This window comes from Thauera sp. (genome assembly GCF_035444905.1).
Classification (GTDB): domain Bacteria; phylum Pseudomonadota; class Gammaproteobacteria; order Burkholderiales; family Rhodocyclaceae; genus Thauera.
Window position 1 is genome coordinate 23,469 of sequence record NZ_DAOMPS010000034.1, and the last position, 24,539, is coordinate 48,007.

Here is a 24,539-nt window from a genome sequence, read left to right on the forward strand (position 1 = left end):
TGCCGCCGGGCGCGGTAAACTCGCAGGCGCAAGCCAGCCCTGCTGGCCGGTATCGACGATCCCGTCCTGAAGGGGAGGAGGCTCACGCCGTGCTGCGCATCTGCACCTACAACATCCACAAGGGTTTTTCGCAGTTCAACCGCCGCATGGTGGTGCATGAACTGCGCGAGCGCCTGCGCAGCCTGGACGTCGACCTGGTCTTCCTGCAGGAAGTGCAGGGCCTGCATCTGGGCCACCCGGCGCGCCACCCGGACTGGCCGCTGCAGCCGCAGCACGAGTTCCTGGCCGAGGACGCCTGGCAGCAGGCGGCGTACGGCGGTAACGCGGTGTACGACCATGGCCATCATGGCAACGCCATCCTCAGCCGCCATCTCATCCTCAGCACCGCCAACCAGGACGTCTCGGACCACCGCTTCGAGCGCCGCGGCCTGCTGCACTGCGAGGTGCAGTTGCCCGCCTTCGACACGCCGGTGCATTGCGTGTGCGTGCACCTGGGACTGATGGCCGGCAGCCGGCGGCGCCAGATGACGGCGTTGGCCGAGCGTATGGAGCAACTCGCGCCGGGCGACACGCCGCTCATCATTGCCGGCGACTTCAACGACTGGCGCAACCACGCCGATGACCTGCTCGGTGCCCGGCTCGGCCTCACCGAAGCCTTCGGCAGCGGCCGTGGACGGCCCGCGCGCAGCTTCCCCAGCGCCTTGCCCTTCTTTCGGCTCGACCGCATCTACGTGCGCGGCTTTCGGGTCCGCCAGGCGAAGGTGCACTACGGTGCGCCCTGGGCGCAGATCTCCGATCATGCGGCGCTCACCGCCGACCTCGAGCCAGCGCCCTGATGCAGTTCGTCGCCGGTAACGCGGTGGCGCTGCTCGAGAACGGGCAGCAGTACTTTCCCGCGCTCGAAGCCGCGATCGATGGCGCCGGCTCGGAGATCTTCCTGCAGAGCTACATCTTCGAGAACGATCGCACCGGGCGGCGCATCGCGGCGGCGCTGGGGCGGGCGGCGGCGCGCGGCGTGGCGGTGCGGGTGATGGTCGACGGCTTCGGCGGGCGCAGCTTCGTCTCGACCCTGATGCCCGAACTCGTCGACGCCGGCGTGCAGGTGCTGATCTACCGCCGCGAGGTGCGCCTGCTGTCCCTGCAGCGCCACCGCCTGCGCCGGCTGCATCGCAAGCTGGTGGTGATCGATGGTCGCCAGGCCTTCGTCGGCGGCATCAACATCATTGACGACTACACCGCGCACGGGACGCCGCATCCGCGCTACGACTATGCGGTGCGCATCGAGGGGCCATTGCTGGCGCCCATTCTTGCCTCCGTCCACCGCCTGTGGTGGCTGGTGGCGTGGGCGAGCTTTCGGCGCCGCGAATATCACCCGCTGCGTGCCGAAGCCCACGTCGCACCGGCGGGGCGGATTCGCGCCGCCTTCGTGCTGCGCGACAACCTGCGTTACCGGCGGGCGATCGAGGAGGCCTACCTGCTGGCGATCGCGCGCGCCGAGCGCGAGATCCTCATCGCCAACGCCTACTTCTTCCCCGGTCGCCGCTTCCGCCAGGCGCTGGCCGAGGCGGCAGCGCGCGGCGTGCGCGTCACCCTGCTGCTGCAGGGGCTGGCCGATCATCCGATGCAGGCCTACGCCACGCGCGCCCTGTATCCCTACTTCCTTGGCTGCGGCATGCGGCTGTACGAGTACCACCGTAGCCATCTGCATGCAAAGGTGGCGGTGATCGACGAGTGCTGGGCGACGGTGGGCTCCAGCAACATCGACGCCTTCAGCCTGCTGCTGGCACGTGAGGCCAATGTGGTGATCGACGACAGGGGCTTCGCCACCCAATTGCGCGCCAGCCTGGCGCGCGCCATCGAGGTCGGCGCGCGCGAACTCCGGACTTCGGACTGGCAGCGCCTGCCGGCGATGCGGCGCGCGCTGAGCTGGGTCGCCTATCAGCTGGTGCGCCTGGCGATCGGGATTGCCGGCCTAGGCCGCCGCCACTGAGCGGGCGCGGCCGGCAGGCGCTCGGTGCCCGATCCGGCGAGCCTTTTCGAGCTTGATGCAGCGCCCGCTCACCACTGTCCGACCCGCCGCTGCAGGGCGAACGGTCTCGCCTCGAGGGCTGATGATCCTGGCGCGGATCCCGGACTGTCAGAAGAAGCCGTGCGCAACCGCCTGGCGGCAGTGCGGCACGGTGTCGATCGACCAGTGGGCGCTTGCCCACTGCCACAACTCGGCGAGCGTGGCGCGGGACAGGGCGTCCGGCGGCTGCTGGCCGAGAAAGTGCAGCGCGGCCAGCAGCGCGGGGATCGGCGCCTGCGCATCCACGGCGCGCGCCAGCGTCTGCTTGGACAGCTTCTCGCCTGCCGCATTGGTCGCCAGCGGCAGGTGGGCATAGGTCGGCGTGGGGGCGCCGAGCAGGCGCTGCAGGTGGATCTGGCGCGCGGTCGAGTCGAGCAGGTCGGCACCCCGCACGACGTGGGTCACGCCCGCCTCGGCGTCGTCGACCACCACCGCGAGCTGATAGGCGAACAGGCCGTCGGCGCGCCGCACCACGTAGTCGCCGCTGTCGCTCGCCAGCTCGACCTGCTGCGGCCCCTGGATGACGTCGTCGAAGCGGATCACGCCGTCGGCAAGCACTCGCCACGCCCGCGCGTGCCGCCCGGGCGGCAGGCCCTTGCGGCAGGTGCCCGGATAGCGCCGTGAGCCGTCGCGCGCCAGCGGCGCGTCGGCCAGTTCGCGCCGGCTGCAGGCGCAGGGATAGGCCAGGCCGTCGGCGACCAGGCGATCGAGCGCGTGCTGGTAGGCCTCGGTGCGGCGCGACTGCCACACGATGTCGCCATCCCACTCGAAGCCGAAACGCGCCAGCGTGGCGATGATGCCGTCGGCCGCGCCGGGCACGCTGCGCGGCACATCGACGTCCTCGATGCGCAATAGCCAGCGTCCGCAGCGGGCGCGTGCGTCGAGGTAGCTGCCGACCGCGGCAACCAGCGAGCCGAAGTGCAGCGCACCGGTGGGAGAGGGGGCGAAGCGGCCGATGTAGGGTGGGGTGTGGGGGCTCATGCACCTGAGCGGCGCGTGCGCAAGGAGCGCGTCACGGACGGCGTGGGATCGAGGCTGCGCGCGATCATAGCACTGCATCGCAGGCGGCAGCGCGCACGGGTTGCCGGGGGCTGGCGTGCGCAGGGCGAGGACAGGCAGGGCGTGCGTCTTGCGCAATTTGATGGCCATCAATCCAATGCGCCGCCTTTGTCGCTAGTGTGCCCATCATTCGCAGCCTGCCTGCTGCGACTGATCACGACGAAACGGAGAAAACCCATGAGCAAGTTCCCCTTCATTCTTGCAGCTGCCGCATCCGTCCTGCTCGCCGCCTGTGGCGGTTCCGACTCGGGGACCCCGGCAGCGCCGGCCGCCGCACCCGCGCCGGCCCCGGTCGCCGCCGCTCCGGCCCCTGCGCCGGCCGCGCCCGCGGCGCCGGCCAATGCCGTCGGCGAGAGCATCTACAAGAAGACCTGCGCGCTGTGCCACGCGGCCGGCGTGGCCGGCGCACCGAAGCCGGGCGACAAGGAGGACTGGGCCCCGCGCATCGCCCAGGGCGAGGAGATCCTGTACAAGCACGCCATCGAGGGCTACACCGGCGCCAAGGGCATGATGCCGGCGCGCGGCGGCGGCGCTTCGCTGACCGATGACGAGGTGAAGGCCGCGGTCGACCACATGGTCGCGCTGTCGAAGTAAGGCTGATCGCGAGCGCGGCGGGCGGGACACCGCCTGCCTGGCAGATGGGGCCCGCGCGGGCCCCATCTGCGTTCACGTGGCCAGGGCGAGCCCAACGGGCAAGCACAGGGGCACGCCCGCAGGCTCAGTGGGTGTGGTGGCGGTGGTTCGCGTCGCGCAGGCCGGCAACGGTGGCAGGCTCGATGTCGCCGAAGCGCAGCCTGCGGCCACCCTGTTCGGCGATGAAGGCCTCGGCTGCGGCGATGTCGGCGAAGGCGGGCAGGTCGGGGCCGCGCATCGGGCCACGGATGCCGGCGTCGATGACGAACACCGCCTCGCGGGCGTCGAGCCAGCGCCCGCTGCGGAAGTCGGCGACATACAGCGCGGCGGCGTCGTCGGCGCGGTGGGTGGCGTCGAAGCGCGCGGGCTCGGCAAGGAACAGGAAGAGGTCGACCGGTGAATCGAAGAAGTGCGCCGCGCCATCGTCGAAGATGATCTGCGCCGCCCACCGCGGGAAGCGCGCCGGGTACATGCCGCACACCGCACAGCGCGCATCGGCGGGAACCGGACGGGCGTCGTGCATCGCCAGCCCGGAGGCCGGGTCATAGGGGTGGGGCGCAGCCACGCGCGCCGGCGGCACGATGCAGATGTCCTCGTGGGGGGGCTCGAAGGCGACGGTCGGGCGCGCGCCGTGCTGCCACAACAGCACGCCGGCGAGGCCGGCGGCGAGCATGGCACCACCGGCCAGCAGCGCGCGTCGCCGACCGTCGACCATGATCATGCGGCGCGGCCCGACAGCAGCGGATCCAGCATCAGCGCATCGACCAGACGCAGCAGATTGTTCTCCGGGGTGTCGTCGATACGGGTGAGCGGGTCGGCCACGACCGTGCCGTCGGCCCGATGCAGGTGATTCGGTGCGCTCGCCAGCCCGGCGTGGAGCGGGGCGGTGTCGATGCCGAGCTCCGTCCCATCCGCGCAGCGCCAGCGCAGGGAATAGGCGTCCTCGGCCGCGTAACGGATGGTCAGCTCGGTGCCGTTGGTGAGCGTGAACGTCAGCGCGTCCTGCGTCAGGCACGGCGCGGCGGCGAGGCTGGCGGCACGTTCCGCGGCCAGGGTGGCGGCCAGTTGCGGGTGCAGGCTCATCGTGCGTTGACCTCCTGCAGGATGCGGGCGACCTCGGTGCGGGCGATCTCGTGCGTGTCACCCAGGATGCGCGCGGCCAGGTAGTGCTCGTAGGCGGGGTGCTCGGCCACTTCGGCGGCCTTGATGCGCGCAAGAAGCGCTTCAGGGCTGTTGGCGCCGAAGGCCTCGAGCACGGTGCGACGATGCTCGCGGCTTTCGTACATCAGCCGGCTGAATCGTTGCACCTGTTCGGCATCGTCCGGGGGCAGGGCGTCGTAGAGCGGGTCCATGTCGTCGTCTCGATTACATGCGTTGGTCGTGGAGGGCGCCACCGTCGAGCACCACCATGTCTGCGGTGACCTCGTTGAAGCGCAGCACCCGGCCGCCGTACTGCTCGGCAAAGGCGCGCGCGTCGGCTTCGCTGGAGAAGGAGGCGGCCGTCGGGCCCATGCCCCCCAGCCGGCTCGAGCCGAAGACGTAGAAGGCGGTCCTGGCGTCGATCCAGTGGCCTTGCGGGTTGTCCCAGTCGGCCTTGCCCATGTCCTGCACGTAGATTGCGCGCACCACGCGCGCCTGCTCGGGGTTCAGGTGGATGCTGAACATCTCGATGGTGTCGCAGAACCAGTCCGGCTCGGTGCGCCCGGCGTAATGCATCTGCACCTTGGGGCCGGGGTAGTCGGCGAGGATCATGCCGTCGAGCGCGCAGCTCGTGCTGCGATCGATCTCGAGCGGGACGAGGGCGCCGCCGCCCTCGCTGCCGCTGCCGCAGGCGGCGAGCAGGCCGGCGGCCGCGGCGCCGATCAGGAAGCGGCGCCGGCTGTGGCAGGCATGGTGTGTGCACATGGGAAATCGCTCCATTCGTTCATTGCATGATGCGCGGCTTCAGCGCCGGAAACGCCACGCCGCGATCGCCAGCGGGACCGCAATCCAGGCCGCCATCACCAGGCCCAGCAGCCAGGGCTGGGCCAGGACGGGCGGGAACACGGTGGCCAGGCCGTACAGCGTGCGGACCTCCTCCAGCGTGAAGATGTTGAGGATGCGGAACACGTCGGCCGGGTTGAGCAGCAGCACGTAGGGCAGCGCCTCGCCCCCCCACTGGCCGCCGGTCACCACCAGCACGCCCAGCACCAGCAGGTCGAAGATCAGCACGAAGAAGAACCACATCGCGATCGCCAGCCCGGAGGCGCGGGTGCGGTCGCCGGCGAGCACCGACAGCATCACCGCCAGGCTGAGGAAGGCGCAGCCCAGCAGCACCGAGCTGAGCATGAAGCCGAAGTAATGGAACAGCGCGCTGACGTCGAGCTGGGCCGACAGCACGACGCCGACCAGGCCGAAACCGGCGATGGTGGAAAAGGTGAGCGCCCCCGCCAGGCCAAGGTACTTGCCGAGCAGCAGCTCGAGGCGGGTGATGGGCATCGACAGCAGCAGGTCGAGCGAACCGCGCTCGCGCTCGCCGACGATGGCATCGAAACCGAGCACCAGCGCGATCAGCGGGATGAGGTAGATGACCAGGCTCACCAGGCTGGCGATGGTGACCTCGATCGAGCGAAAGCCCACTGCGCCCTGCTGGGCCGAGCCGAAGTAGGCGATCGACAGCGCGAACACGGTGAATACCAGCGCCACCGCCAGCACCCAGCGGTTGCGGATGCGGTCCCAGAACTCCTTGCCGGCGATGGTGGCGATCTGCGAGAACTCCATGGCCTGCCTCTCAGTCGGAAAAGCCGAAGAACACGTCTTCGAGCGAGGGTTCGCGCACGGTGAGGTCGAGCACCTTGCCGTTCAGGCTGGCGAGCGCGGCAATGACGGCCATCTTGGAGTCGCGGGCGCACTGCACGGCGACGTGGCCGTCGCGCGCCTCAATGGCACCCACCGGTAGGTGGCCGAGCACGTTACGCACGGCCTCGAAGTCGGCCGGGGCGACGCGCACGTCGAACCACAGCGGCAGATTCATCTGCTCGCGCAGGCCGGCGACCGTGCCGAGCGCCTGCACCTTGCCGGCGGCCATGATCGCCAGCCGGTCCACGCGTTCCTGGATCTCGGCCAGGATGTGCGAGGTGATGACGGTGGTCACGCCTTCGCTGCGCAGCTGGCGCAGGATGGCGTAGAAGCCGCGGATCGCTTCGGGGTCGAGGCCGTTGGTCGGTTCGTCGAGGAACAGGATGCGCGGCTTGCCCAGCAGCGCCTGTGCAAAGCCCAGGCGCTGGCGCATGCCCTTGGAGTATTCGCGGACACGCCGGCGGGCAGCGTGAGTGAGGCCGACGCGCTCGAGCACGCGCGGGTTGTCGGCCGGCGCCACGCCCTTCAGGCGGGCGAAGAAGTCCAGCGTCTCGAGCCCGGTGAGGTTGTCGTAGAGCACGACGTTCTCCGGCAGGTAGCCGATCTTGCGCCGCACGGCGCGAAAGCTGCCGCCGCCGGTGCCGACCGGCGCGCCATCGATGCGGATCTCGCCGGCACTGATCGGGATCAGGCCGAGCATCATCTTGAACAGCGTGCTCTTGCCGGCGCCGTTGTGGCCGATCAGGCCGAACAGCTCGCCGCCCCGGATGTCGAGGTCGACGCCGTCGACCGCGTGAATCGCGCCGAAGTGCTTGCGCACGCCGCGGGCGACGATCACCGCGGCGCCGGCCTCATTGTGCGCGCGGGAAGTGTCTGCCACGCCATTGGCTCCAGTCAGGGTTGTTCGGCGCCATCCGCGGATTCGGATCGACGATGCTCTGCGCCCGCAGCAGCGGGAACTGCTGGGCGACCACGCGCAGGGTCTGGATCGCCGGGCTGCCGAGCAGCAGCTTCATCATCGGATGGCGCCAGGTCAGGCGGTCGACGAGGTCGTTGGCCTCGTAGGGCACGTCGCCGATGCCGTCGCCGTCGCGGTCCCAGCCCAGGTAGTTGCCCCAGTGATTGCCTTCTTTCTCGCCCCAGACCAAGTCGCGGGCGCCGACATAGCGCACCTGCTCGCGGTTGAAGATGAAGTCGTTGCGCTCGACGACGTTGTTCTTGGAGCCCGCCCACAGGTGCACCCCGACCACGTTGTCGACCACGGTGTTGCCGCGCAGGGTGTTGTATTCAGCGTCGTAGATGAAGAAGCCGCGCTGGTTGCCGGCGACCACGTTGTTCTCGATCAGCGAGTCCTGGATGGTGCGCAGCATGATGCCGTGGTCGGAGTTGGCCCAGGCGCGGTTGTTGCGCACGGTGAGCCGCCGGACTTCCATCAGCGCCAGGCCGCCGCGATTCATCCAGGTGTCGTTGTTCTCCCACAGGTTGTCGTAGGCATTCATGTAGTGCGTGCCGTAGCGGCTGTGGTGCAGCTTGTTGTCGCGGAACACGGCGTCATGCGAGACGTCGACATAGAGCGCGTCACGCACGAAGCTGATGTTGTTGCCGATGATCTGCGCGCGGTGGGTGTTGTAGAGCTGGATGCCGTTGCCGCGCTGCGACGAGGCGTATTCGCGCTTGCCGGTGATCAGGTTGCCCTCGATGAGGACGTCGTTGGCCTTCTCGATCCACAGCCCGAACAGGCTGTAGGTGATGTCGCAGTTGCGCACCACCGCGCGGTCCGAGCCGGGAACGAGGTAGATGCCGGCGTTCTGCTCGCGCAGGCTGTCGCCCGAGTCCGACACGATCAGGCCCTCGATCGTGACGTCGGTGGCGCTGACGCGGATGGTGTCGCCGCGCAGTCCGCCCGAAATCGTGGGGCGCTCGATGCCACGCAGCGTCAGCGGCTTGTCGATGCGCAGGTTCTCGACGTAGCGTGCGCGCTCGACCTCGATGACATCGCCGGGGGCGGCGCGCTCGATCGCGGCCTGGATCGATTCGCCGGCCTGGACCCGCCAGGTCGCCGCGCTCACCGGCAGCGTGCAGGCGGCCAGCACGGCGAGGGCGGCGGCAAGACGGGGCAGACGGCGGCGGAGTGCAGGCAGGAGCATCGATCGGTTCGGGTGGGGTACGGACAGCAGTGTGCGGCGAAGTGTCGCACGCTGCCTTGATCTGGGTGAAGCCGCGCCCGCCCCCGTCGATGACGCCCGAATCAGAGGACGAGCAGACCCAGGCTCTTCAGGGCAATGAACAAGGTGGCGCCGATCAGCAGGTTCTTGAAGCCGACATAGCACACCATGTCCATCAGGCTCGCCTTGCGGTAGCAGCGCCCCCACCACGGCCCGTCCTTCACGTAGGGTTTGGAACCCAGTCGCACGATGACCTCGAACACGCTCCAGCCGAACCACCAGCCGATGATGGCGCCTGGCGTCAGGCTGCCCAGCGCCGCCAGCACCCAGGCCAGGCTGGCGGCGATCGCCAGTGCCAGGCCGGCGGCCTGGATCAGGCGCTGGCGCTCGAAGCCACGCCGGCTCCAGGGCCACAGATGGTCCCAGAGCTCGGCCACCAGGCGCACGGCGCCCTTGTCCGCGTAGGGGGGGGTGACCGCTTCGGTCAGGATGCGTGGATCGACCATGGTCTTGTCCTCCTGCTCTCAGGCTTTGCGGGTGGCGCCGGCCACCGGCTTGATCGGGATGAAGTAACCGTCGGCGCCGATCGGCGTCAGGGTCAGCCCGGCCTTGGTGCGCCGCTTGCGCTCCTGCGCCAGCGGCGGGCAGGCGTGGTCGTCGGTGTACATGACCATGCAGTCCAGGCACAGCATGCATTCACGATGGTCGATGCGGCCCTTGTCGTCGATCGCCAGCGAGCCGCAGCCTACCGCGCAGGCCTTGCACGAGTCGCATTCCTGCTTGCGCTTGAGGCCGAACCAGCGGAAGGTCGTCGGCATCGCCAGCGCGGCGCCGAGCGGGCACAGGTACTTGCAGAACGGGCGCTCGGTGAAGATCGACAGGCCGAGCAGGCCGGCGGCGAACAGGGTGTAGGGCCAGCTGCGATTGAACAGGCCGACGAGGAAGGTGGTCTTGAAGGGCTCGACCTCGGCCAGCTTCTCGGCCAGCCCCATCGACAGCACCGACACCGCCAGCAGGCCGAAGAAGACCCAGTACTTCACCCACTTCAGGCGGTTGTGCCACTTCATCGGCAGCATGAACTGGAAGCGCTTGAGGCCCAGCTTGCCGCCGATCTTGTAGAGCAGCTCGGACAGCGAGCCGAAGGGGCACAGCCAGCCGCAGAACAGGCCGCGCCCCCACAGGAACACGGTGACGATGATGAAGATCCAGAACAGGAAGATGAAGGGGTCGGTCAGGAACAGCTCCCACTTCCACTGGAACAGCAGCGCATGGAACCAGGTCAGCACCTGGGTGATCGAGGGCTGTGCGAGCAGGTAGAAGCCGACGAAGAAGATGCTCACCAGCCAGGCGGCGTACTTGAAGGCGTCGATCGGCCACTTGTTCTTGCGCGAGGCCATGCGCGTCAGGCGGTCGCGCATCGCATACACGGTGGCGACCCCCACCAGCAGCACCGAGAACAGCACGATCTCGACCGCGCGCATCTTCCACACCCGCACCCAGGGCGCGTCCGGCTTGACCACCTTGGGGCGGCCGCCTTCCATGTACTTGGCCGGCACCCAGTACTCGCTGTCGAAGCTGACGAAGTCGCGGTGGCCGGTGTTGCGGTCGAGCTTGTTGCCGAGGAAGACCAGGTTCCATGGATAGGCCGCGGCAAAGCCCGGGTCGCGGATGATGAAGATCGCCGATTCCTTGTAGGCCGGCGCGCCCTCCGCCTGGACGCCCCACAGGTTCAGGTAGTCGAGGTCGCGGAAGGTGTAGGCGTCCATCTCCTGCGCGACCTGTATGCGGTCGTAGATGCCGCCGCGCACGAAGCCCGAGCCCTTGAACGAGTCGCTGCCGTTGGAAATGATGAAGATCGCGTGTTCGTTGTCCTTGAGGCGCGACATCAGGCTGTTGTAGCCACCTTCGCCGAGCACGCTTTTGCCCACCGAGGGAGTGTTGAGGTAGCCGAAGAACATGTCGACATAGGCTTCGGCAGCGCGCGGCATGCCCAGCTGCTCGGGCTTCACGGTGAGCCGGCGTACGCTGCCGTTCTTGACGAGCTGGTCCCAGCTCGGGCGCTCATCGACCGCGGCGAAGCGGATCGCGGGCCGCGGCTCGACCTTGAGGATGCCGACCTGGCGCGCGATCGCCACGCCCGAGCGCATCACCACCTGGTTCTGCGCAATCACCGTGACCGTGGCGCCGGTGATCGCATCGAGGCCGATGTAGCCTTCCTCGTTGCGTGCCTTGCCGATCTCGATCTTGTCGCCGACGAACTTGCCCAGGTACTGGTTGACGAACTTCGTCAGCACGCTCTCGGGGATGCCGAGCAGCAGGATTGGTTCGCTATGGCGCAGGATCTTGGTGCCGGTGATGATGCCGGCGGTATCCATGCCGATCAGGGTGATCACCGGCTTGCCGGAGTAGGCGGGGATGTCGACGATGTCGGTGGACAGGAAGACGTAGCCCACCAGCTTGCGTTCGCCGCCCTCGTCGCGGTAGCCCTCGACATAGGTCGGTTTTCCCATCCGGTGCGAGAAACGGGTCGCGCCCGGCAGCACCTCGGTACAGGCGACGTGGGCGCACAGGTCCGGGTCGGTGTTGATCTGGGCGGGCAGCGGGGCTTCGTACGCGGTCTGCGCGACCGCTGGCACGGCGCCCAGCAGGGTGAGGGCTGCGAGCAGGGCGCCGATGGCGACGCTGCGCAGGGCGGAGAACGGCTTCATGGTGCGCTCCGGTTGAATGCTGGCAGGCAGTCTAGTCAGTGCCCCTGCGTGTCGCCTTGTTTATCATCAATTTCTGATTCAGCGGGACCTGATATCGCTCGACCAAAAGACGACAAGGGGCTTGCGCCCCTTGTCCGGTCCAGCCTGGCAACGTTTCCTGCTTAGGCTTCGACGATCATGCGCGAGCGCATCTCGAGGTGCAGCGCGTGGCAGAAGTGGGTGCAGTAGCACCAGAACACGCCCGGCTTGTCGGCGGTGAAGGTCACCGAGGCGGTTTCCTGCGGGTTGACGATGAAGTTGACGTTGTACTTCGGAATCGCGAAGCCGTGCGTCAGGTCTTCGATCTTGTCGAGGTTGGTGAGGATGATCGTCACCTCGTCGCCCACGCGCAGTCTGAACTCGCGCGGCTCGAAGGCCGGCGCCAGCGAGGTGATCTTGACCGTGACCTTGTTGCCGTCGCGGAACACGCCCGCTTCCTTCGGATCCTTGACCGCGAGCGGGAACTCGTTGAGGTCATAGACCTGCTTGGGCTGCAGCAGCTCGCGCTTGAAGATGATGAAGTCGTGCGGCTCGGGACGCACCGGGTGGTCGGCGACCAGCACCATCTTCTCGCCCGAGATGTCGACCAGCTGCTCGGTCTCGGCGTGCAGCGGGCCGACCGGCAGGAAGCGGTCCTTCGAGAACTTGCAGCCCACGCACAGCCACTTGCCGTCGGCGAACATGGTCTCGGATTGCGAGGCGTTGATGTGGCCGGGCTGGTAATGCACGTCCAGGCGGTCGACCACGTACTGCGCGCTCTGATCGCCGCCGTGGAACTTGATCGCCGCATCCACGTTCCACTTCACGATCTGGCTGTCGAGAAAGAGCGTGGTGTAGGCGTTGCCGCGGCCGTCGAAGGCGGTGTGCAGGGGGCCGAGGCCGAGTTCGACTTCGGCCACGATGGTCTTGTCTGCATCGTCGAGCTTGCCGTCGAACCATTCGAGCACCTTGCTGAGCTCGATGACGGTGGCGGTCGGCGACAGCTTGCCGGCGCAGATGAAGTACTTGCCGTCCGGGCTGGCGTTCACGCCGTGCGGGTTCTTCGGCACGGTCACGTAGCACACCAGCGAGGTCGTCGGGTCGGTGTTGGCGGCCTTGGTGCCATCGACCACCGGCACGCGGGAATTGCCATAGGTGGTGTACTTGCCGTCCTTCACCGCCTGCTCGATGCGGGCGATGTTGAAGAACAGGCAGGCGTCGCGCTCGGCCGACATCATGTCCTCGAAGCGCGCACCGCCCTCGGTGTTGTACTGGTTGACCGCGGCGAGCTTGCCGTCGTAGGAGGTCGCGCACAGGTCGCAGTTACCGTCGATGACCACCTGCCAGCGCACGTCCATGGTCTCGGCGTCGACGCAGGAGAACAGCGTGCGGTAGTTCTCCGGGCTGTCGAGGTCGCGGCCGTCATTGGGCAGCGGGATGTGGAACTCGGCGCCGCAGAACACGCGGGTGGTGTAGTTGATCGCCGGGTCGACCGGGTCGCGCTTGTCCGGGAAGATGCCGTGGAAGCCCTGCACGTTGGGCAATTCGGTGATCTTGTCGCAGACGAAGTAGTCGAGGCGGATACGCGCGATGCGGCTGTTGATCTTGTCGTTGATCCAGGCGTAGCGACCGTCGTAGTTGCCGTCCTTGTAGGACGCATGGGTGTGGTGGGTGTCGCCGACGGTGTACCTCAGGCTGCCATCGGCCTTGGTGCCCATGACTTTCTTGGACTCGTTGGTGTGCCCCCAGCCCACCAGCGCATCGGGCACGAAGCAGGGCACACGGTGCAGTTCGCGACCGGAGGGCAGGCCGAGCACGCGGAAATCGCCGGTGTGGCCGCCGGACCAGAAGCCATAGTAGGTATCGAGCTCGCCCGGCTTCAGGTGCGGGTCGTTGTAGGCCGCCTTGGCGGCGACGGCCGGCGCCGCCGGGGCCGCGGCGGGTGCGGCCGCGGTAGGTGCGGATTCCTTGTTGCAGGCCGACAGGCCGACCGACAGGCCGGCACCGGCGAGGCCGGCGAAGGCAGCGGTGTTGAGGAATTTGCGGCGGCTGGGGTCGGGCATCGCCTCGACCGCGTTCATCTTGCTTTCGTCCATGATTTCTCGCTCCCGTGTTCAGGTGTGATCGCCGGCGTCCATCAGTCAGTCGGCCCCGCGCGCCCCTCGCGCCGGGATTGGCTGTACCGCCTGCCTGTGACAAGTTGTCCTGTGACGTTTTGTCGCAGCTGCATTCTATGAAGTTGAAATTCAGCGAACCTTGATGTATCGCAAAGACGGCAATACATCGCATGCACAAGAAAGGGCCCTTTCGATGACCGGGATGTGGCGTAGGAACGGGGAGGGCACCGGGCTCGAGTCGGCATCGCACACGCTGAGTGCGGTGCGCACCGAGCGCGGTCGCTTGCTCAAGCTGCGCTGGCTGTCGCTGGGGGCGATGGCCGTGCTCGCCTTCGTGGTGTTCCCATGGCTGGCTCCGGCACAGGCGATGGCGCCGCTGGCGGCGGTGACGCTCGGCCTGCTCGCGGTCAACCTGGGGCTTGCCGCCGGTGCGGCGCGCTGGCTGGTCGGGCCCACCGGGGCGATGCTGCAGCTGGCGATCGACCTGCTCGCCTGGGGCGCCTTCCTGTACTACGCCGGCGGCGTGACCAACCCCGCCATCTCGTTGCTGCTGCCGGTGGTGGCGATCGGCGCCTCGATCCTGCCGGCGCTGCAGGCCTGGCTGCTGGCCGGGCTGGCGATCGGCCTGTACTCGCTGCTGTGGCAGTACCACGAGCCCATCCGCCTGGCCAATGCGGAGCAGGCCATGCATTGGCACCTGGCCGGCATGTGGCTCAGCTTCGCGTTATCGGCGGTGACCGTGGTGTGGTTCGTCGCCCGCCTCAATGCCGAGCTCGCCCGGCGCGAGGACGAGCTCGCCGAGGCCAAGGCCGCCCGGGCGCGCGATGCCCATGTCGTCGGCCTGGGCAAGCTTGCGGCCGGCGCCGCGCATCGGCTGGGCACGCCGCTGGGCACGCTACGCATCCTGGCCGACGAGCTCGCGCGCCGGGGCGACGTGGCCGTCGAGGCGCGCGAGGACATCGAGCTGATGCGCGCGCAGATCGACCATTGTCGCGACATCCTCAACAGCCTCACGCGCGAGGCGGGGCAGCCGCGCGCGGAAGGCGGCGGCGCTATCGACGCCCGCCGCTGGGTCGAGCAGGTGGCGGCGCGCTGGCAGCAACTGCGTCCGGGTGTGGCGCTGCGGATCGACGGCGAGGGCGCGCCGATCGTTGCCGACGCCTCGTTGGGCGAGGCCTTGCACAACCTCATCGACAATGCCGCCAACGCCAACGCCAACGCCAACGCCAACGCAGATGCCGATGCCGATGCCGATGCCGATGGCGGCGCGATGGCGGCCGCCGTGCCGCCCGTGGCCGCGGTGGAATTGAGGCTGAGCGCCGCTGCCGGCATGGTGACGGTCGAGGTCGCCGATCGCGGCCCCGGACTGCCCGCGGCACGCATCGATGCGGCGCGCCGGGCGCCGCTCGGCGCCCATGCGCAGGGCATGGGCGTGGGGCTGATGCTGGCGCATGCGGCGGTCGAGCATCACGGCGGGCGGCTGGCGTTCCGTCCGCGCCCCGGCGGTGGCACCATTGCGTGCTTGATGATCCCGTCCCAGGCTGCACCCGAATGATTGCCGACAACGCTCCCACGCTGCTCGTCGTCGATGACGACCCTGCGTTCAACCGCGTGCTGGTGCGCGCGCTCGCCCAGCGCGGCTTCGACACCTATGGCGCCACCGACAGCGAGGGGGCGCTGGAGCTGGCCCAGGACCATGCGCCCGAGTTCATCGTGCTCGACCTCAACATCGGCGGCGAATCCGGCCTCAAGCTGATCCGTCCGCTGCTCGAGGCCAGCCCCGGCGCCCGCATCCTTGTGCTCACCGGCTACGCCAGCATCGCCACCGCGGTCGATGCGGTGAAACTGGGCGCCATCCAGTACCTGGCCAAGCCCGCCGAGCTCGACGCCATCATCAAGGCGCTGCGCGCCGAGGACGTGGTCATCGATGCCCATGTGCCCGACGCGCCGATGTCGGTCGACCGCCTGGAGTGGGAGCACATCCAGCGCGTGCTCGCCGAACATGAGGGCAACATCTCCGCCACCGCGCGTGCGCTGCAGATGCACCGCCGCACGCTGCAGCGCAAGCTCGCGCGTCCGCCGGGCGGCGCGTGAGCGCGGTGACGCCCCCCGCCCACACCCTGAAGGCCGACCTGTGGCTGCTGGCGACCACGCTGCTCGCTGCCGCCGGCTGGATCTTCTCCAAGGAAGCGCTCGCCGGGCTGGCGCCGCTGCAGTTCGTCAGCCTGCGTTTCCTGCTTGCCGGCGTCGTGCTGCTCGCCTTCGCCTGGCCGCAGCTGCGCCGGCTCACGGCCGCGGGCCTCAGGGGCGCCCTGATCGTCGGCGCGCTGTTCGCCGCGGCGATGGCGCTGTGGATCACCGGCCTGGAGCACGCCACCCACATCGGCGAAGGCGCCTTCATCTCCAGCCTCGGCATCGTCATGGTGCCGCTGATCGGCTGGCTGCTGTTCGGCGAGCGCCCGCCGCGCATCACCTGGGTGGCGATGCCGCTCGCGCTGCTGGGCTTTGCCTGCCTGTCGCTCGAGCAGGGCTTCCGCTTCGAGCCCGGGCAGTGGTTCTTCCTCGGCGCCGCGCTGATGTTCGCTGTGTTGTTCACGCTCAACAGCCGTATCGTGCGCAACGTGCCGCCGCTGGCGCTGAGCGCGGTGCAGGTGCTGATGGTCGCGGTGCTGATGCTGCCGCTGTCGCTGCTGCTGGAGCGCTGGCCGGAAACGGTCGCCGCGCCGGTCGTGGGCTGGCTGCTCGCCAGCGCCATCCTCGCCACCACGCTGCGCTTCTTCGTCCAGCTCCACGGCCAGAGCCTGACCAGCGCCAGCCACGCGGCGGTGATCCTGATGCTCGAGCCGATGTGGACCGCGCTGGTGGCGGCCTGGTGGTTCGGCGAGACGATGAGCGCGCAGCAGTTCGTCGGCTGCGCGCTGATCTTCTCGGCGCTGGTGCTGAGCCGCTGGCGCTGGGTCAGGGACTTGCTGCGCAGCCCGGGCTGAAGGGGCGGCACGCGCCCGCGGCCGGATCGCGCCTCACAGCGTCTCGTCCCGCATCGTGCCGCGCAGTGCGCACGGCGCCGCCGCCGGCGCACGCTCGAAGCTCACGCCCCGTTCCCGGAGGGCGAGGTCGATCAGGCTGAATACCTCGTCGCGGCACATGGGCTCGCGGTCGTGCTGGGGTACCCAGTACTTCACCCGGTAGCTGATGCCCTGGGGGCCGTACTGCACCACCTGCACCTCGGGCGGCCTGCCGTCCACCAGGCTCTGCGCGCCGGCCAGCGCCACGCGGATCAGCTCCCTGGCCTCGGCCACCGGCAGGTCCACCGGCAGCGTGAGCTCGACATGGTCCCGGTACTCCTTGCGCGGCGCACTGAAGTTGGTGATGCGCTGGCGCGAGATCTGGCTGTTGGGCAGGATCACGTAGGTGCTGTCGCGCGTGACCAGGCGTGTGGTGCGCCAGCCGATCTCCTGCACCCGCCCCTGCGCCAGGGTCTCGATCCTCACCCAGTCGCCCATGCGAAACGGCGCCTCGATGCCGAGCGCGATGCCCGACAAGGTGTCCGCGACGACGTTGCGGATGGCGAAGCCCAGCACCGCCAGCACCAGGCCCGAGCCGGTCAGCAGGCCCGACAGGCCCTGGCGCAGCAGCAGCGACAGGGCGAGCAGGGTGGCCACGGCGAAGAGGACGACCCGGAACAGGTCGAGCAGGACCTTGGGCACCGGCCGCTGCCCCTTGCGGCGCTGCGACAGCCGGCTGCTCGCCAGCGCATGCAGCAGGTGGGCGCCGACCAGCAGGGCGAGGGCGAGGGCCGCATTGCGCACGGGAGCGCGCCAGTCCTGCAGCGGATGGGCGGCGGGCAGGCGCTGGAACAGGGGCTCGGCCAGGCCTGCGACCAGCAGCAGCAGGGCAAGTGCAGCCGCGGCGCGCAGCCACGAGGGAACGGGGCTCGGTGCGTCGGGGGTCGTCTTCATCTCAGCGGCTCCCCGGTGTGGCCACAGCGGCGGCCGGGTGCAGCAGTTGGCGCGCGTGCAGCTGGGGCAGGCTCCAGCCCTCGCCCAGCAGCAGCATGCGGGTGTCGAGCGCGGCGGCACGGGCGGCCGGCGCCTCGCTGCCAAGGTCGTGCATCCGTTTGGCTTGCAGGCTGACCCAGCGCAGCGGATGGCGGCGCGCCAGCGCGCGCCACAGGGCATGCGCGCCCTCGGATTGGCGCGCGCCGCTGACCAGGCACAGGCCGCGGCCGAGTGCCCAGGCGTAAACGGTGCTGGCGATGCCCCGACCCTGGTAGGCGGGCGCGTACTTGGAATGCGGCGAGCGCACGTGGCGATCGGTGCGGCGGTCGACCTCGATCAGACGGTTGAACACGGTGTAGCCGGCCAGGCAGCCGCGGCTAGGGTCTTCGACGTACACGTAGTGTTCACCGTCGGCCTCGCGGTGGTGGAAGATCAGGCCGGCTCGCAGCGCGGGCAGGCGCGCGCAGGCGTTCATGGCGTCGCCCGGCGTGTGCAGGCGGCGGTGCAGGGCGGCGAGTTCGGCTTCGATGTCTTCGTCGGGCTGGTTGACGTCGATGCGCAGCTCGAGGCGCGGTGGGTGGGTGTGCGCCTGAAGCAGGCGGCGGAGCGGGTGCAGGCGCCGCGCCAGGGACAGCACGGCGCCCAAGGCTGCGCGCGCGGGCGGCGGCTGCGGAAAGGCCAGCGCCGAGCGCGGCGAAAAGCTGCTGCGGTGCGAGGGCGGGGTGTGCAGGTAGCCGAGCGAGCGGCGGGCAAGGGCGGTTGCGTTCATCGGTCGTCCTCCCTCAGCACGCCGCCGTACCGGCCCACCAGCCGCTCATCAGGCCTTCGGGGCGCTGCGGGGCGCTCACCCGCGCGCTGCTCTCCCAGGCCTCCATCTGCACGTCGAGACCGGCGAACACGCCATAACCGGCGCCGGCGCGGATGGCCTCGCCCGCGTTCAGGCTCTCGCCGGCACGGATCGCCCCGGCGGCCCCGATCACCCTGCCGGCCTTGATGCCCCAGCCGGCTTCCAGGTGCATGCCGACCTCGATCGAGCCGCCCGCGGCGATGCCCTGGCCGGCGCGCAGGGTGTGCGCCACGCGGATGTCGCCACCCACCTGCAGGCCCTTGGCGCAGCGCACGCCTTCCTCGCCCTCGAGATCGAGCCCGATGAAGGCGTTGCCGGCGATGCGCACGCGGCCGCTGCAGCGCAGGTCCCAGCCGGTGCGCACCTCACCGTCGCAGCGCAGCTCGCCGGCGCAATCCACGCCCCAGCCGGCGCGTAGATCGCCCCCGACACGCAGCCCGGCCTCGGCGCGGATGCTGCCCTCGACCCGCAGGTCGGCACCGATGCGCAGCTCGCCGCCGGCGCGCACGCCGGCACCGGCATGCAGTGAGCGCCCGACGCGCACGATGCCATCTACCTCGACGCTGCCGCGCACCTCCAGCGTGCCGGCAAACACGATCGCCTCGGCCTCGATCGCGTCGAGCACCCGTACCTCGTCGGTGGCGCCGAACTGTTCCAGCAGCCAGCAGGCGTCGCCGACGCGGCCGGCCGCGACCATCTCGTCGAGCATGGCCTGATAGTTGCCGCCGTCGCCGAACTGGCGGACGAACCAGCGGAATCCGTCGGTGCAGGGCCGCTTCGCCCTGACGAAACTGCGTGTGAGAACCATTGCATCACCCTCGTGCATCGCATGGCCGCGCCATGGCGCGGCATCCTGGGGGGCAGCCGACGGGGTGTCGATGACCGGGGTGGCCCGGATGGACCGGGGCCTGACCGCCTGGGCGGTCTGGGAGCGGGGGACTGGACAGGGGCCCGCAGCGGCTGCACGTTGATCGGGAGGCGCGTCATGCGCGTCCCGGGCAAGGTGCCGTGCGGGGGTGGGGCTTAGCCCCGGTACTGGCCCCGCACGGCCTGGGAAAGCACGGCGGGAGACCCTGTGACCTTGAACGCGAGCTGGGTCGCGAGATCGCGCAGCGGCGACATCATGCTGCGCGCGCGAACGCGGCCGCCTGCGCGCAGTGGAGCGCGGCAGCGGGCGAAGCGGTGATGGGCAGGCATGGTCATCGGGCAGGCAATCGGTGTGACTGTTTTGAGCGCGTATTGTAGGCCAGGACGCGCGGCGTGTCCCGTGCCGCGTGGGCGGCCGAATGACCGACACCACGGCCTGGCTTGATGCGACGTGCGTCAGACGTTGAACAGGAAGTTCAGCACGTCGCCGTCCTTGACCACGTACTCCTTGCCTTCGGCGCGCATCTTGCCCGCTTCCTTGGCGCCGGCCTCACCCTTGAACTGGATGAAGTCGTCGAAGGCGATGGTCTGGGCGCGGATGAAGCCGCGCTCGAAGTCGGTGTGGATCACGCCGGCCGCCTGCGGTGCGGTGTCGCCGACGTGGATGGTCCACGCGCGCACCTCCTTGACGCCGGCGGTGAAGTAGGTCTGCAGCCCGAGCAGCTTGTAGCCGGCGCGGATCAGGCGGTCGAGGCCGGGCTCTTCCAGGCCCATGGTCTCGAGGAACTCCTTCTTGTCGGCGTCCTCGAGATCGGCGATCTCGGCCTCGATCGCGGCGCACAGCGCGACCACCTCGGCCCCTTCGGCGGCGGCGTGGGCGCGTACGGCGTCCAGATGAGGGTTGTCGGTGAAGCCGTCCTCGGCGACGTTGGCGGCGTACAGCACCGGCTTGGCGGTGATCAGGCAGAAGGGTTTCAGTGCGGCCCATTCTTCCTTGGCGAGCTCGAGCGCGCGCACCGGCTTGCCCTGGTCGAGCTGGGCGAAGCACTTCTCGAGGACGGCGACCAGGATCTTGGCCTCCTTGTCACCCGAGGCGGCGGGGCGCTTGTAGCGGTTGATCGCCTTCTCGACGGTGGCCATGTCGGCGAGCGCGAGTTCGGTGTCGATGACCTCGATGTCGCGGATCGGATCGACGCTGCCGGAGACGTGGATCACGTTGTCGTCGGCGAAGCAGCGCACCACGTGCACGATGGCGTCGGTCTCGCGGATGTTGGCGAGGAACTGGTTGCCCAGGCCTTCGCCCTTGGAGGCGCCCGCGACCAGGCCGGCGATGTCGACGAACTCGACGATGGCAGGCTGGATCTTCTGCGGCTTGACGATCTCGGCGAGCTGGGCGAGGCGCAGGTCCGGCACTTCGACGATGCCGACGTTGGGCTCGATGGTGCAGAAGGGGTAGTTCTCGGCCTGGATGCCGGCCTTGGTGAGGGCGTTGAAGAGGGTCGACTTGCCGACGTTGGGCAGGCCGACGATTCCGCATTTCAGGCTCATTTGAATCCTTGATCGTTCCGGCGGCAGCGCGGCCGCTTCGCGGCTACGGGCTTGATCCGGTGTGGAAAACCGGGGATTGTACCGTGTCACGGCGCAGGGCTCCAAAGGCCGGCGGCGCGCCGGCGCAGGGGGCAGCGGCGGGAGCGGCGTGGCTCTTGCCACGTGCCTGGCCTACAATCGCCCGTCCTGCATTTGTGCAAAATAGAAACCAGAAACAAGGGAGGCGAGGATGAACACGAACTGGATCGAGGCGATCGATGCCCGCAGCGCCGCAGCGCTGGCGTCGGGGGCGCTGGTGCCGGTGCAGGCCGAGGAGGTCGGGATCGAGGACGCTGGCATGCGCTTCATCGTGCGCTGGGTGTCCTCGCTGGCGGCCAAGGATGCGAGCAAGGCGGCGGCCAAGGCCGAGGCAGGTGAGGGCGCCAGGGACGACAAGACGGTGGCGATCCCCGGCGGTCCGCGCGACCCGAACTTCAATCCCTTCCTCAATCCCGACCCCGAGCTTACCGTCGGGGCGGTGGGGGCCGAGCACGTCGCGATCCTGAACAAGTTCCCGCTGTGCGCGCGACATCTGGTGCTGGCGCGGCGGGAATTCGCCGAGCAGCTGACGCCGCTGGCGCACACCGACTTCGCCGCGCTCGCCGCGCTGATGGGCGAGGCGGGCGGGATCGGGCTCTATAACGGCGGCACGGCCGCGGGGGCGAGCCAGCGCCACAAGCACGTGCAGTGGATGCCCGAGAGCGCCGGCAACGCCAGCCTGCGCCTGTTCGCGCCGGGGCTGCCGGCCGCGCTGGCGGAGCAGGGCGTGGCCACCCATCCGGCGCTGCCGATGCGGCATTGCTTCGTGCGCGTGCGCTGCGGGCGGGGCGAGGCGGTGGGGCCGGCGGCCGACAGCCTGCTGGCGGGCTTCGAGCGTGCCTGCGCCGAGCTTGGCCTGCGCCCGGGCGAGGATGGCCTGCTGCCGCCTTTCAACCTGCTCGTTGGCGAGGGCTGGCTGCTGGCGATTCCGCGCAGCCGGGAACATTTCGAGGGCATCTCGATGAGCGCGGTGTGCTTCGGCGGCACGCTGTACACTCGCCATCCCGAGCAGATCGACGCGATCCGCGCGGTCGGCCCGCTGCGCGCGCTGGCGGCAGTCGGCTACTGAGCGGGCTCAGGCGCCCGAGCCGTCCCCTGCGGGCGGCTCGCCGTCGCCGACCGGCGCAGCCGGCCCGCGGGGCTTCGGCGGCTTCGGGGGGCTGGGCGGCGCGGGGCGGGCGTTGAGTCGGGTGGCGGCGGCGTTGAGCTCGCCGCGCTGGATCTGCGGCCAGACCGCGAGCGCCTTGTCGATGGCCTCGTCGATGAGCTGCTGCTCCTCGCGCCGTGCCGGCTTCAGCACGAAATTGACCACCTCGTTGCGATCGCCGGGATGGCCGATGCCGATGCGCAGGCGCCAGTAGTCGTTGGTGCCGAGGTGGGCGGAGGTGTCCTTGAGGCCGTTGTGGCCGCCAAGGCCGCCGCCGAACTTCAGTCGCAGCTGGCCGGGCGGGATGTCGAGCTCGTCATGGACGACGAGGATCTCGGCCGGCTCGATGCGGTAGAAGCGCGCCAGCGCACCAACTGCCTGGCCGGAGCGGTTCATGTAGGTCTGTGGCATCAGCAGCCACATGCCGGCCTCGCGCGCGTTGGCAACCAGGCCGTGAAAGCGGGATTCGTGTGAGAAGCGTGCGCCGAACTGGTCGGCGAGCCGCTCACAAAACCAAAACCCGGCGTTGTGCCGGGTTTCAGCGTATTCGGCCCCCGGATTGCCGAGGCCGACGATCAGACGAGGCGGGCGCGTGGGCGCGTTGCTCATCGAGGGTCGGTCTCCGGCATCCGGGCGGCAGGCGTCGGAAGGGGCTTACGCCGCCTCGCCTTCGCCCTCGCCTTCAGCAGCCGCGCCCTTGACCAGCAGCGCGGTGGCGACGACCGGGTCGCCTTCGCCATGGGCCACCAGCTCGACGCCGGCCGGCAGCGTGATCTGCGACACATGCACCGACTGGCCGACTTCCAGCGCCGACAGGTCGACCGTGATGAACTCGGGCAGGTCCTTCGGCAGGCACTGGACGTCGAGTTCGTTGATGGTGTGCGAGATCATGCAGCCACCGAGCTTGACCGCCGGGCTGACGTCGTCGCCGACGAAGTGCAGCGGCACCTTCAGGTGCATCTTCTGGTCGGCGGCGACACGCTGGAAGTCGATGTGAAGCACTTGCTGCTTGAACGGGTGCCACTGGGTGTCGCGCAGCACCACGGATTCCTTGCTGCCGTCGACGTCGATGCTCAGCACGGAGGCGTGGAAAGCTTCCTTGCGCAGCAGGTGGTAGAGCTCGTTGTGGTCCATGGTGACCGGCAGCGCGTCGCCCGCACCGCCGTAGATGATCCCCGGGACGTGGCCGGCGCGACGCAGGCGGCGGCTCGCACCCGTACCCTGCGCGTCACGCTTGGTGGCCTTGAATTCGATTTGCATGGTGTTGCTCCTGAGTGAAATGTCCTCGCCCGCGACCAGGCGAAGACGGTAAGAGCCCGCGCGGCACGTGGCCGCAGGGGCGAAAGCCTTATTCCATGAACAGCGAGGAGACCGACTCCTCGTTGCTGATGCGCAGGATGGTGTCGGCCAGCAGCGAGGCGACCGAAACCTGGCGGATGCGCGAGCTGGCCTTGGCGTCCTCGCGCAGCGGGATGGTGTCGGTGACGACCAGCTCGTCGAGCGCCGAGTCGTTGATGCGCGACACCGCGGCGCCCGACAGCACGGCGTGCGTGCAGTAGGACAGCACGCGCTTCGCGCCGTGTTCCTTGAGCGCGGCGGCCGCCTTGCACAGCGTGCCGGCGGTGTCGACGATGTCGTCCATGATCACGCAGGTGCGGCCCTCGACCTCGCCGATGATGTTCATCACCTCGGACACGTTGGCCTTGGGGCGGCGCTTGTCGATGATCGCCAGGTCGCATTCCATGCGCTTGGCGAAGGCGCGCGCGCGCACCACGCCGCCGACGTCGGGCGAGACCACCAGCAGGTCGTCGTACTTCTGCTTGTCGAGGTCGGCGAGCAGCACCGGTGCCGCGTAGACGTTGTCCACCGCGATGTCGAAGAAGCCCTGGATCTGGTCGGCGTGCAGGTCCATCGTCAGCAGGCGCTGGACGCCGACGGCCTGCAGCATGTTGGCGACGACCTTGGCCGTGATCGGCACGCGCGCCGAACGCGGGCGGCGGTCCTGGCGGGCGTAGCCGAAGTAGGGGATGGCGGCGGTGATGCGGCCGGCTGAGGCGCGCTTCAAGGCGTCGACCAGCACCAGCAGTTCCATCAGGTTGTCGTTGGTCGGCGAGCAGGTCGGCTGCAGCACGAAGACGTCCTTGCCGCGCACGTTCTCGAGCAGCTCGACGTTGACTTCGCCATCCGAGAAGCGGCCGACGGTGGCCGAACCGAGGGAGATACCCAGACGTCGCGTCACATCGGCGCCAAGCTTGGGGTTGGCGTTGCCGGTGAAGACCATCAGGCTGCCGTGGGGCATTTTCAGCTACTCCGAAGCCGTAAGAAACGACGCGCGAATAAATGTCACCGCGCAAAAACGACTCGGGCAGGCTCGTGGCCTGCCCGTCGTTGTATGGCTGGGGAGGAAGGATTCGAACCCTCGAATGCCGGAATCAAAATCCGGTGCCT

25 protein-coding genes are annotated in these 24,539 nt (G+C 69.1%); 7 read left to right on the forward strand and 18 right to left on the reverse strand.

Annotation, left to right across the window (positions count from 1 at the left end; all coding sequences use genetic code 11):
- Positions 1 to 89 precede the first annotated feature (89 nt).
- Together PLC66_RS14755 and clsB are read left to right on the forward strand one after the other, a co-directional pair.
- Positions 90 to 836 carry an endonuclease/exonuclease/phosphatase family protein gene (locus PLC66_RS14755; protein ID WP_324541723.1) on the forward strand — a complete coding sequence of 249 codons (747 nt, stop codon included), beginning with the start codon at positions 90 to 92 and terminating at the stop codon, positions 834 to 836.
- Positions 836 to 1,990 (forward strand): cardiolipin synthase ClsB, encoded by a 1,155-nt coding sequence (gene clsB / locus PLC66_RS14760; RefSeq protein WP_324541725.1) that lies wholly within the window; start codon positions 836 to 838, stop codon positions 1,988 to 1,990. Before PLC66_RS14755 ends, clsB begins: the two co-directional genes overlap by 1 nt.
- Before the next feature lie 147 nt (positions 1,991 to 2,137).
- On the opposite strand, the gene gluQRS is transcribed toward clsB, so the two are convergent.
- Entirely contained in the window at positions 2,138 to 3,049 is a 912-nt protein-coding gene (gene gluQRS / locus PLC66_RS14765) for a tRNA glutamyl-Q(34) synthetase GluQRS (protein ID WP_324541727.1), read from the reverse strand.
- 255 nt (positions 3,050 to 3,304) lie between these two features.
- Between gluQRS and PLC66_RS14770 the strand changes: the two genes are divergently transcribed.
- On the forward strand, positions 3,305 to 3,721 hold the full coding sequence (locus PLC66_RS14770) for a c-type cytochrome (protein ID WP_324541729.1): 417 nt from the start codon (positions 3,305 to 3,307) through the stop codon (positions 3,719 to 3,721).
- A gap of 124 nt (positions 3,722 to 3,845) precedes the next feature.
- Here PLC66_RS14770 and PLC66_RS14775 read toward each other — a convergent pair whose 3' ends face one another.
- The 10 genes from PLC66_RS14775 to nosZ all read right to left on the reverse strand — a co-directional run bounded on the left by PLC66_RS14775 (position 3,846) and on the right by nosZ (position 13,585).
- Positions 3,846 to 4,481: a nitrous oxide reductase accessory protein NosL gene (locus tag PLC66_RS14775; protein ID WP_324541731.1), complete on the reverse strand. Its 636-nt coding sequence runs from the start codon at positions 4,479 to 4,481 to the stop codon at positions 3,846 to 3,848.
- Positions 4,478 to 4,843 carry a hypothetical protein gene (locus PLC66_RS14780; RefSeq protein ID WP_324541733.1) on the reverse strand — a complete coding sequence of 122 codons (366 nt, stop codon included), beginning with the start codon at positions 4,841 to 4,843 and terminating at the stop codon, positions 4,478 to 4,480. The genes PLC66_RS14775 and PLC66_RS14780 overlap by 4 nt, the downstream gene beginning before the upstream one ends.
- The gene (locus PLC66_RS14785) at positions 4,840 to 5,112 is read right to left on the reverse strand and encodes an MJ0235 family protein (protein ID WP_324541735.1); all 273 of its coding nucleotides are present in this window, start codon (positions 5,110 to 5,112) and stop codon (positions 4,840 to 4,842) included. The genes PLC66_RS14780 and PLC66_RS14785 overlap by 4 nt, the downstream gene beginning before the upstream one ends.
- Before the next feature lie 13 nt (positions 5,113 to 5,125).
- Positions 5,126 to 5,665, reverse strand: coding sequence for a nitrous oxide reductase accessory protein NosL (locus tag PLC66_RS14790; protein ID WP_324541736.1), 540 nt, complete (start codon positions 5,663 to 5,665; stop codon positions 5,126 to 5,128).
- Between the two features lie 39 nt (positions 5,666 to 5,704).
- Positions 5,705 to 6,520: an ABC transporter permease gene (locus PLC66_RS14795; RefSeq protein ID WP_324541737.1), complete on the reverse strand. Its 816-nt coding sequence runs from the start codon at positions 6,518 to 6,520 to the stop codon at positions 5,705 to 5,707.
- A gap of 10 nt (positions 6,521 to 6,530) precedes the next feature.
- Positions 6,531 to 7,478: an ABC transporter ATP-binding protein gene (locus tag PLC66_RS14800; RefSeq protein WP_324541738.1), complete on the reverse strand. Its 948-nt coding sequence runs from the start codon at positions 7,476 to 7,478 to the stop codon at positions 6,531 to 6,533.
- Entirely contained in the window at positions 7,450 to 8,745 is a 1,296-nt protein-coding gene (locus tag PLC66_RS14805; protein WP_324541740.1) for a nitrous oxide reductase family maturation protein NosD, read from the reverse strand. The genes PLC66_RS14800 and PLC66_RS14805 overlap by 29 nt, the downstream gene beginning before the upstream one ends.
- A 101-nt stretch (positions 8,746 to 8,846) precedes the next feature.
- Positions 8,847 to 9,269: a transcription regulator gene (locus PLC66_RS14810; RefSeq protein ID WP_324541742.1), complete on the reverse strand. Its 423-nt coding sequence runs from the start codon at positions 9,267 to 9,269 to the stop codon at positions 8,847 to 8,849.
- 18 nt (positions 9,270 to 9,287) lie between these two features.
- Positions 9,288 to 11,471: a 4Fe-4S binding protein gene (locus PLC66_RS14815; RefSeq protein WP_324541744.1), complete on the reverse strand. Its 2,184-nt coding sequence runs from the start codon at positions 11,469 to 11,471 to the stop codon at positions 9,288 to 9,290.
- Positions 11,472 to 11,632: 161 nt separating this feature from the next.
- Complete coding sequence (gene nosZ / locus PLC66_RS14820) at positions 11,633 to 13,585, reverse strand: TAT-dependent nitrous-oxide reductase (protein ID WP_324541746.1); 1,953 nt, start codon at positions 13,583 to 13,585, stop codon at positions 11,633 to 11,635.
- A 223-nt stretch (positions 13,586 to 13,808) separates the two neighbouring features.
- On the opposite strand from nosZ, the gene PLC66_RS14825 reads away from it, so the two are divergent.
- From PLC66_RS14825 to PLC66_RS14835, 3 genes are read left to right on the forward strand one after another with little or no spacing between them, the layout of a single operon-like run.
- A complete protein-coding gene (locus tag PLC66_RS14825) occupies positions 13,809 to 15,161 on the forward strand; it encodes an ATP-binding protein (RefSeq protein ID WP_324541748.1) in 1,353 nt (450 codons plus the stop codon).
- Positions 15,158 to 15,700 (forward strand): response regulator transcription factor, encoded by a 543-nt coding sequence (locus tag PLC66_RS14830; protein ID WP_324541750.1) that lies wholly within the window; start codon positions 15,158 to 15,160, stop codon positions 15,698 to 15,700. Before PLC66_RS14825 ends, PLC66_RS14830 begins: the two co-directional genes overlap by 4 nt.
- Positions 15,697 to 16,593, forward strand: coding sequence for a DMT family transporter (locus tag PLC66_RS14835; RefSeq protein ID WP_503012219.1), 897 nt, complete (start codon positions 15,697 to 15,699; stop codon positions 16,591 to 16,593). Before PLC66_RS14830 ends, PLC66_RS14835 begins: the two co-directional genes overlap by 4 nt.
- 33 nt (positions 16,594 to 16,626) lie before the next feature.
- On the opposite strand, the gene PLC66_RS14840 is transcribed toward PLC66_RS14835, so the two are convergent.
- The 4 genes from PLC66_RS14840 to ychF form a co-directional block, all read right to left on the reverse strand.
- Positions 16,627 to 17,565, reverse strand: coding sequence for a mechanosensitive ion channel family protein (locus PLC66_RS14840; RefSeq protein ID WP_324541754.1), 939 nt, complete (start codon positions 17,563 to 17,565; stop codon positions 16,627 to 16,629).
- Position 17,566: 1 nt separating this feature from the next.
- A complete protein-coding gene (locus PLC66_RS14845; protein WP_324541756.1) occupies positions 17,567 to 18,373 on the reverse strand; it encodes a hypothetical protein in 807 nt (268 codons plus the stop codon).
- Between the two features lie 13 nt (positions 18,374 to 18,386).
- Positions 18,387 to 19,259: a hypothetical protein gene (locus tag PLC66_RS14850; protein ID WP_324541758.1), complete on the reverse strand. Its 873-nt coding sequence runs from the start codon at positions 19,257 to 19,259 to the stop codon at positions 18,387 to 18,389.
- Between the two features lie 515 nt (positions 19,260 to 19,774).
- On the reverse strand, positions 19,775 to 20,866 hold the full coding sequence (gene ychF / locus PLC66_RS14855) for a redox-regulated ATPase YchF (RefSeq protein WP_324541760.1): 1,092 nt from the start codon (positions 20,864 to 20,866) through the stop codon (positions 19,775 to 19,777).
- Positions 20,867 to 21,095: 229 nt separating this feature from the next.
- On the opposite strand from ychF, the gene PLC66_RS14860 reads away from it, so the two are divergent.
- Positions 21,096 to 22,013 (forward strand): ATP adenylyltransferase family protein, encoded by a 918-nt coding sequence (locus PLC66_RS14860; protein WP_324541762.1) that lies wholly within the window; start codon positions 21,096 to 21,098, stop codon positions 22,011 to 22,013.
- A 6-nt stretch (positions 22,014 to 22,019) separates the two neighbouring features.
- Here PLC66_RS14860 and pth read toward each other — a convergent pair whose 3' ends face one another.
- The 3 genes from pth to PLC66_RS14875 all read right to left on the reverse strand — a co-directional run bounded on the left by pth (position 22,020) and on the right by PLC66_RS14875 (position 24,390).
- Positions 22,020 to 22,700: an aminoacyl-tRNA hydrolase gene (pth, locus tag PLC66_RS14865; protein WP_324541764.1), complete on the reverse strand. Its 681-nt coding sequence runs from the start codon at positions 22,698 to 22,700 to the stop codon at positions 22,020 to 22,022.
- Between the two features lie 45 nt (positions 22,701 to 22,745).
- Positions 22,746 to 23,351 (reverse strand): 50S ribosomal protein L25/general stress protein Ctc, encoded by a 606-nt coding sequence (locus tag PLC66_RS14870; protein WP_324541765.1) that lies wholly within the window; start codon positions 23,349 to 23,351, stop codon positions 22,746 to 22,748.
- A gap of 88 nt (positions 23,352 to 23,439) precedes the next feature.
- The gene (locus PLC66_RS14875; protein WP_324541767.1) at positions 23,440 to 24,390 is read right to left on the reverse strand and encodes a ribose-phosphate pyrophosphokinase; all 951 of its coding nucleotides are present in this window, start codon (positions 24,388 to 24,390) and stop codon (positions 23,440 to 23,442) included.
- Positions 24,391 to 24,539: the final 149 nt, after the last annotated feature.

Coding starts and splice junctions, on each gene's coding strand:
- clsB (WP_324541725.1), top strand. CDS start 836: ATGCAGTTCGTCGCCGGTAACGCGGTGGCGCTGCTCGAGAACGGGCAG.
- gluQRS (WP_324541727.1), bottom strand. CDS start 3,049: ATGAGCCCCCACACCCCACCCTACATCGGCCGCTTCGCCCCCTCTCCC.
- PLC66_RS14770 (WP_324541729.1), top strand. CDS start 3,305: ATGAGCAAGTTCCCCTTCATTCTTGCAGCTGCCGCATCCGTCCTGCTC.
- PLC66_RS14775 (WP_324541731.1), bottom strand. CDS start 4,481: ATGATCATGGTCGACGGTCGGCGACGCGCGCTGCTGGCCGGTGGTGCC.
- PLC66_RS14780 (WP_324541733.1), bottom strand. CDS start 4,843: ATGAGCCTGCACCCGCAACTGGCCGCCACCCTGGCCGCGGAACGTGCC.
- PLC66_RS14785 (WP_324541735.1), bottom strand. CDS start 5,112: ATGGACCCGCTCTACGACGCCCTGCCCCCGGACGATGCCGAACAGGTG.
- PLC66_RS14790 (WP_324541736.1), bottom strand. CDS start 5,665: ATGTGCACACACCATGCCTGCCACAGCCGGCGCCGCTTCCTGATCGGC.
- PLC66_RS14795 (WP_324541737.1), bottom strand. CDS start 6,520: ATGGAGTTCTCGCAGATCGCCACCATCGCCGGCAAGGAGTTCTGGGAC.
- PLC66_RS14805 (WP_324541740.1), bottom strand. CDS start 8,745: ATGCTCCTGCCTGCACTCCGCCGCCGTCTGCCCCGTCTTGCCGCCGCC.
- PLC66_RS14810 (WP_324541742.1), bottom strand. CDS start 9,269: ATGGTCGATCCACGCATCCTGACCGAAGCGGTCACCCCCCCCTACGCG.
- PLC66_RS14815 (WP_324541744.1), bottom strand. CDS start 11,471: ATGAAGCCGTTCTCCGCCCTGCGCAGCGTCGCCATCGGCGCCCTGCTC.
- nosZ (WP_324541746.1), bottom strand. CDS start 13,585: ATGGACGAAAGCAAGATGAACGCGGTCGAGGCGATGCCCGACCCCAGC.
- PLC66_RS14825 (WP_324541748.1), top strand. CDS start 13,809: ATGTGGCGTAGGAACGGGGAGGGCACCGGGCTCGAGTCGGCATCGCAC.
- PLC66_RS14830 (WP_324541750.1), top strand. CDS start 15,158: ATGATTGCCGACAACGCTCCCACGCTGCTCGTCGTCGATGACGACCCT.
- PLC66_RS14840 (WP_324541754.1), bottom strand. CDS start 17,565: ATGAAGACGACCCCCGACGCACCGAGCCCCGTTCCCTCGTGGCTGCGC.
- PLC66_RS14845 (WP_324541756.1), bottom strand. CDS start 18,373: ATGAACGCAACCGCCCTTGCCCGCCGCTCGCTCGGCTACCTGCACACC.
- PLC66_RS14850 (WP_324541758.1), bottom strand. CDS start 19,259: ATGGTTCTCACACGCAGTTTCGTCAGGGCGAAGCGGCCCTGCACCGAC.
- ychF (WP_324541760.1), bottom strand. CDS start 20,866: ATGAGCCTGAAATGCGGAATCGTCGGCCTGCCCAACGTCGGCAAGTCG.
- PLC66_RS14860 (WP_324541762.1), top strand. CDS start 21,096: ATGAACACGAACTGGATCGAGGCGATCGATGCCCGCAGCGCCGCAGCG.
- pth (WP_324541764.1), bottom strand. CDS start 22,700: ATGAGCAACGCGCCCACGCGCCCGCCTCGTCTGATCGTCGGCCTCGGC.
- PLC66_RS14870 (WP_324541765.1), bottom strand. CDS start 23,351: ATGCAAATCGAATTCAAGGCCACCAAGCGTGACGCGCAGGGTACGGGT.
- PLC66_RS14875 (WP_324541767.1), bottom strand. CDS start 24,390: ATGCCCCACGGCAGCCTGATGGTCTTCACCGGCAACGCCAACCCCAAG.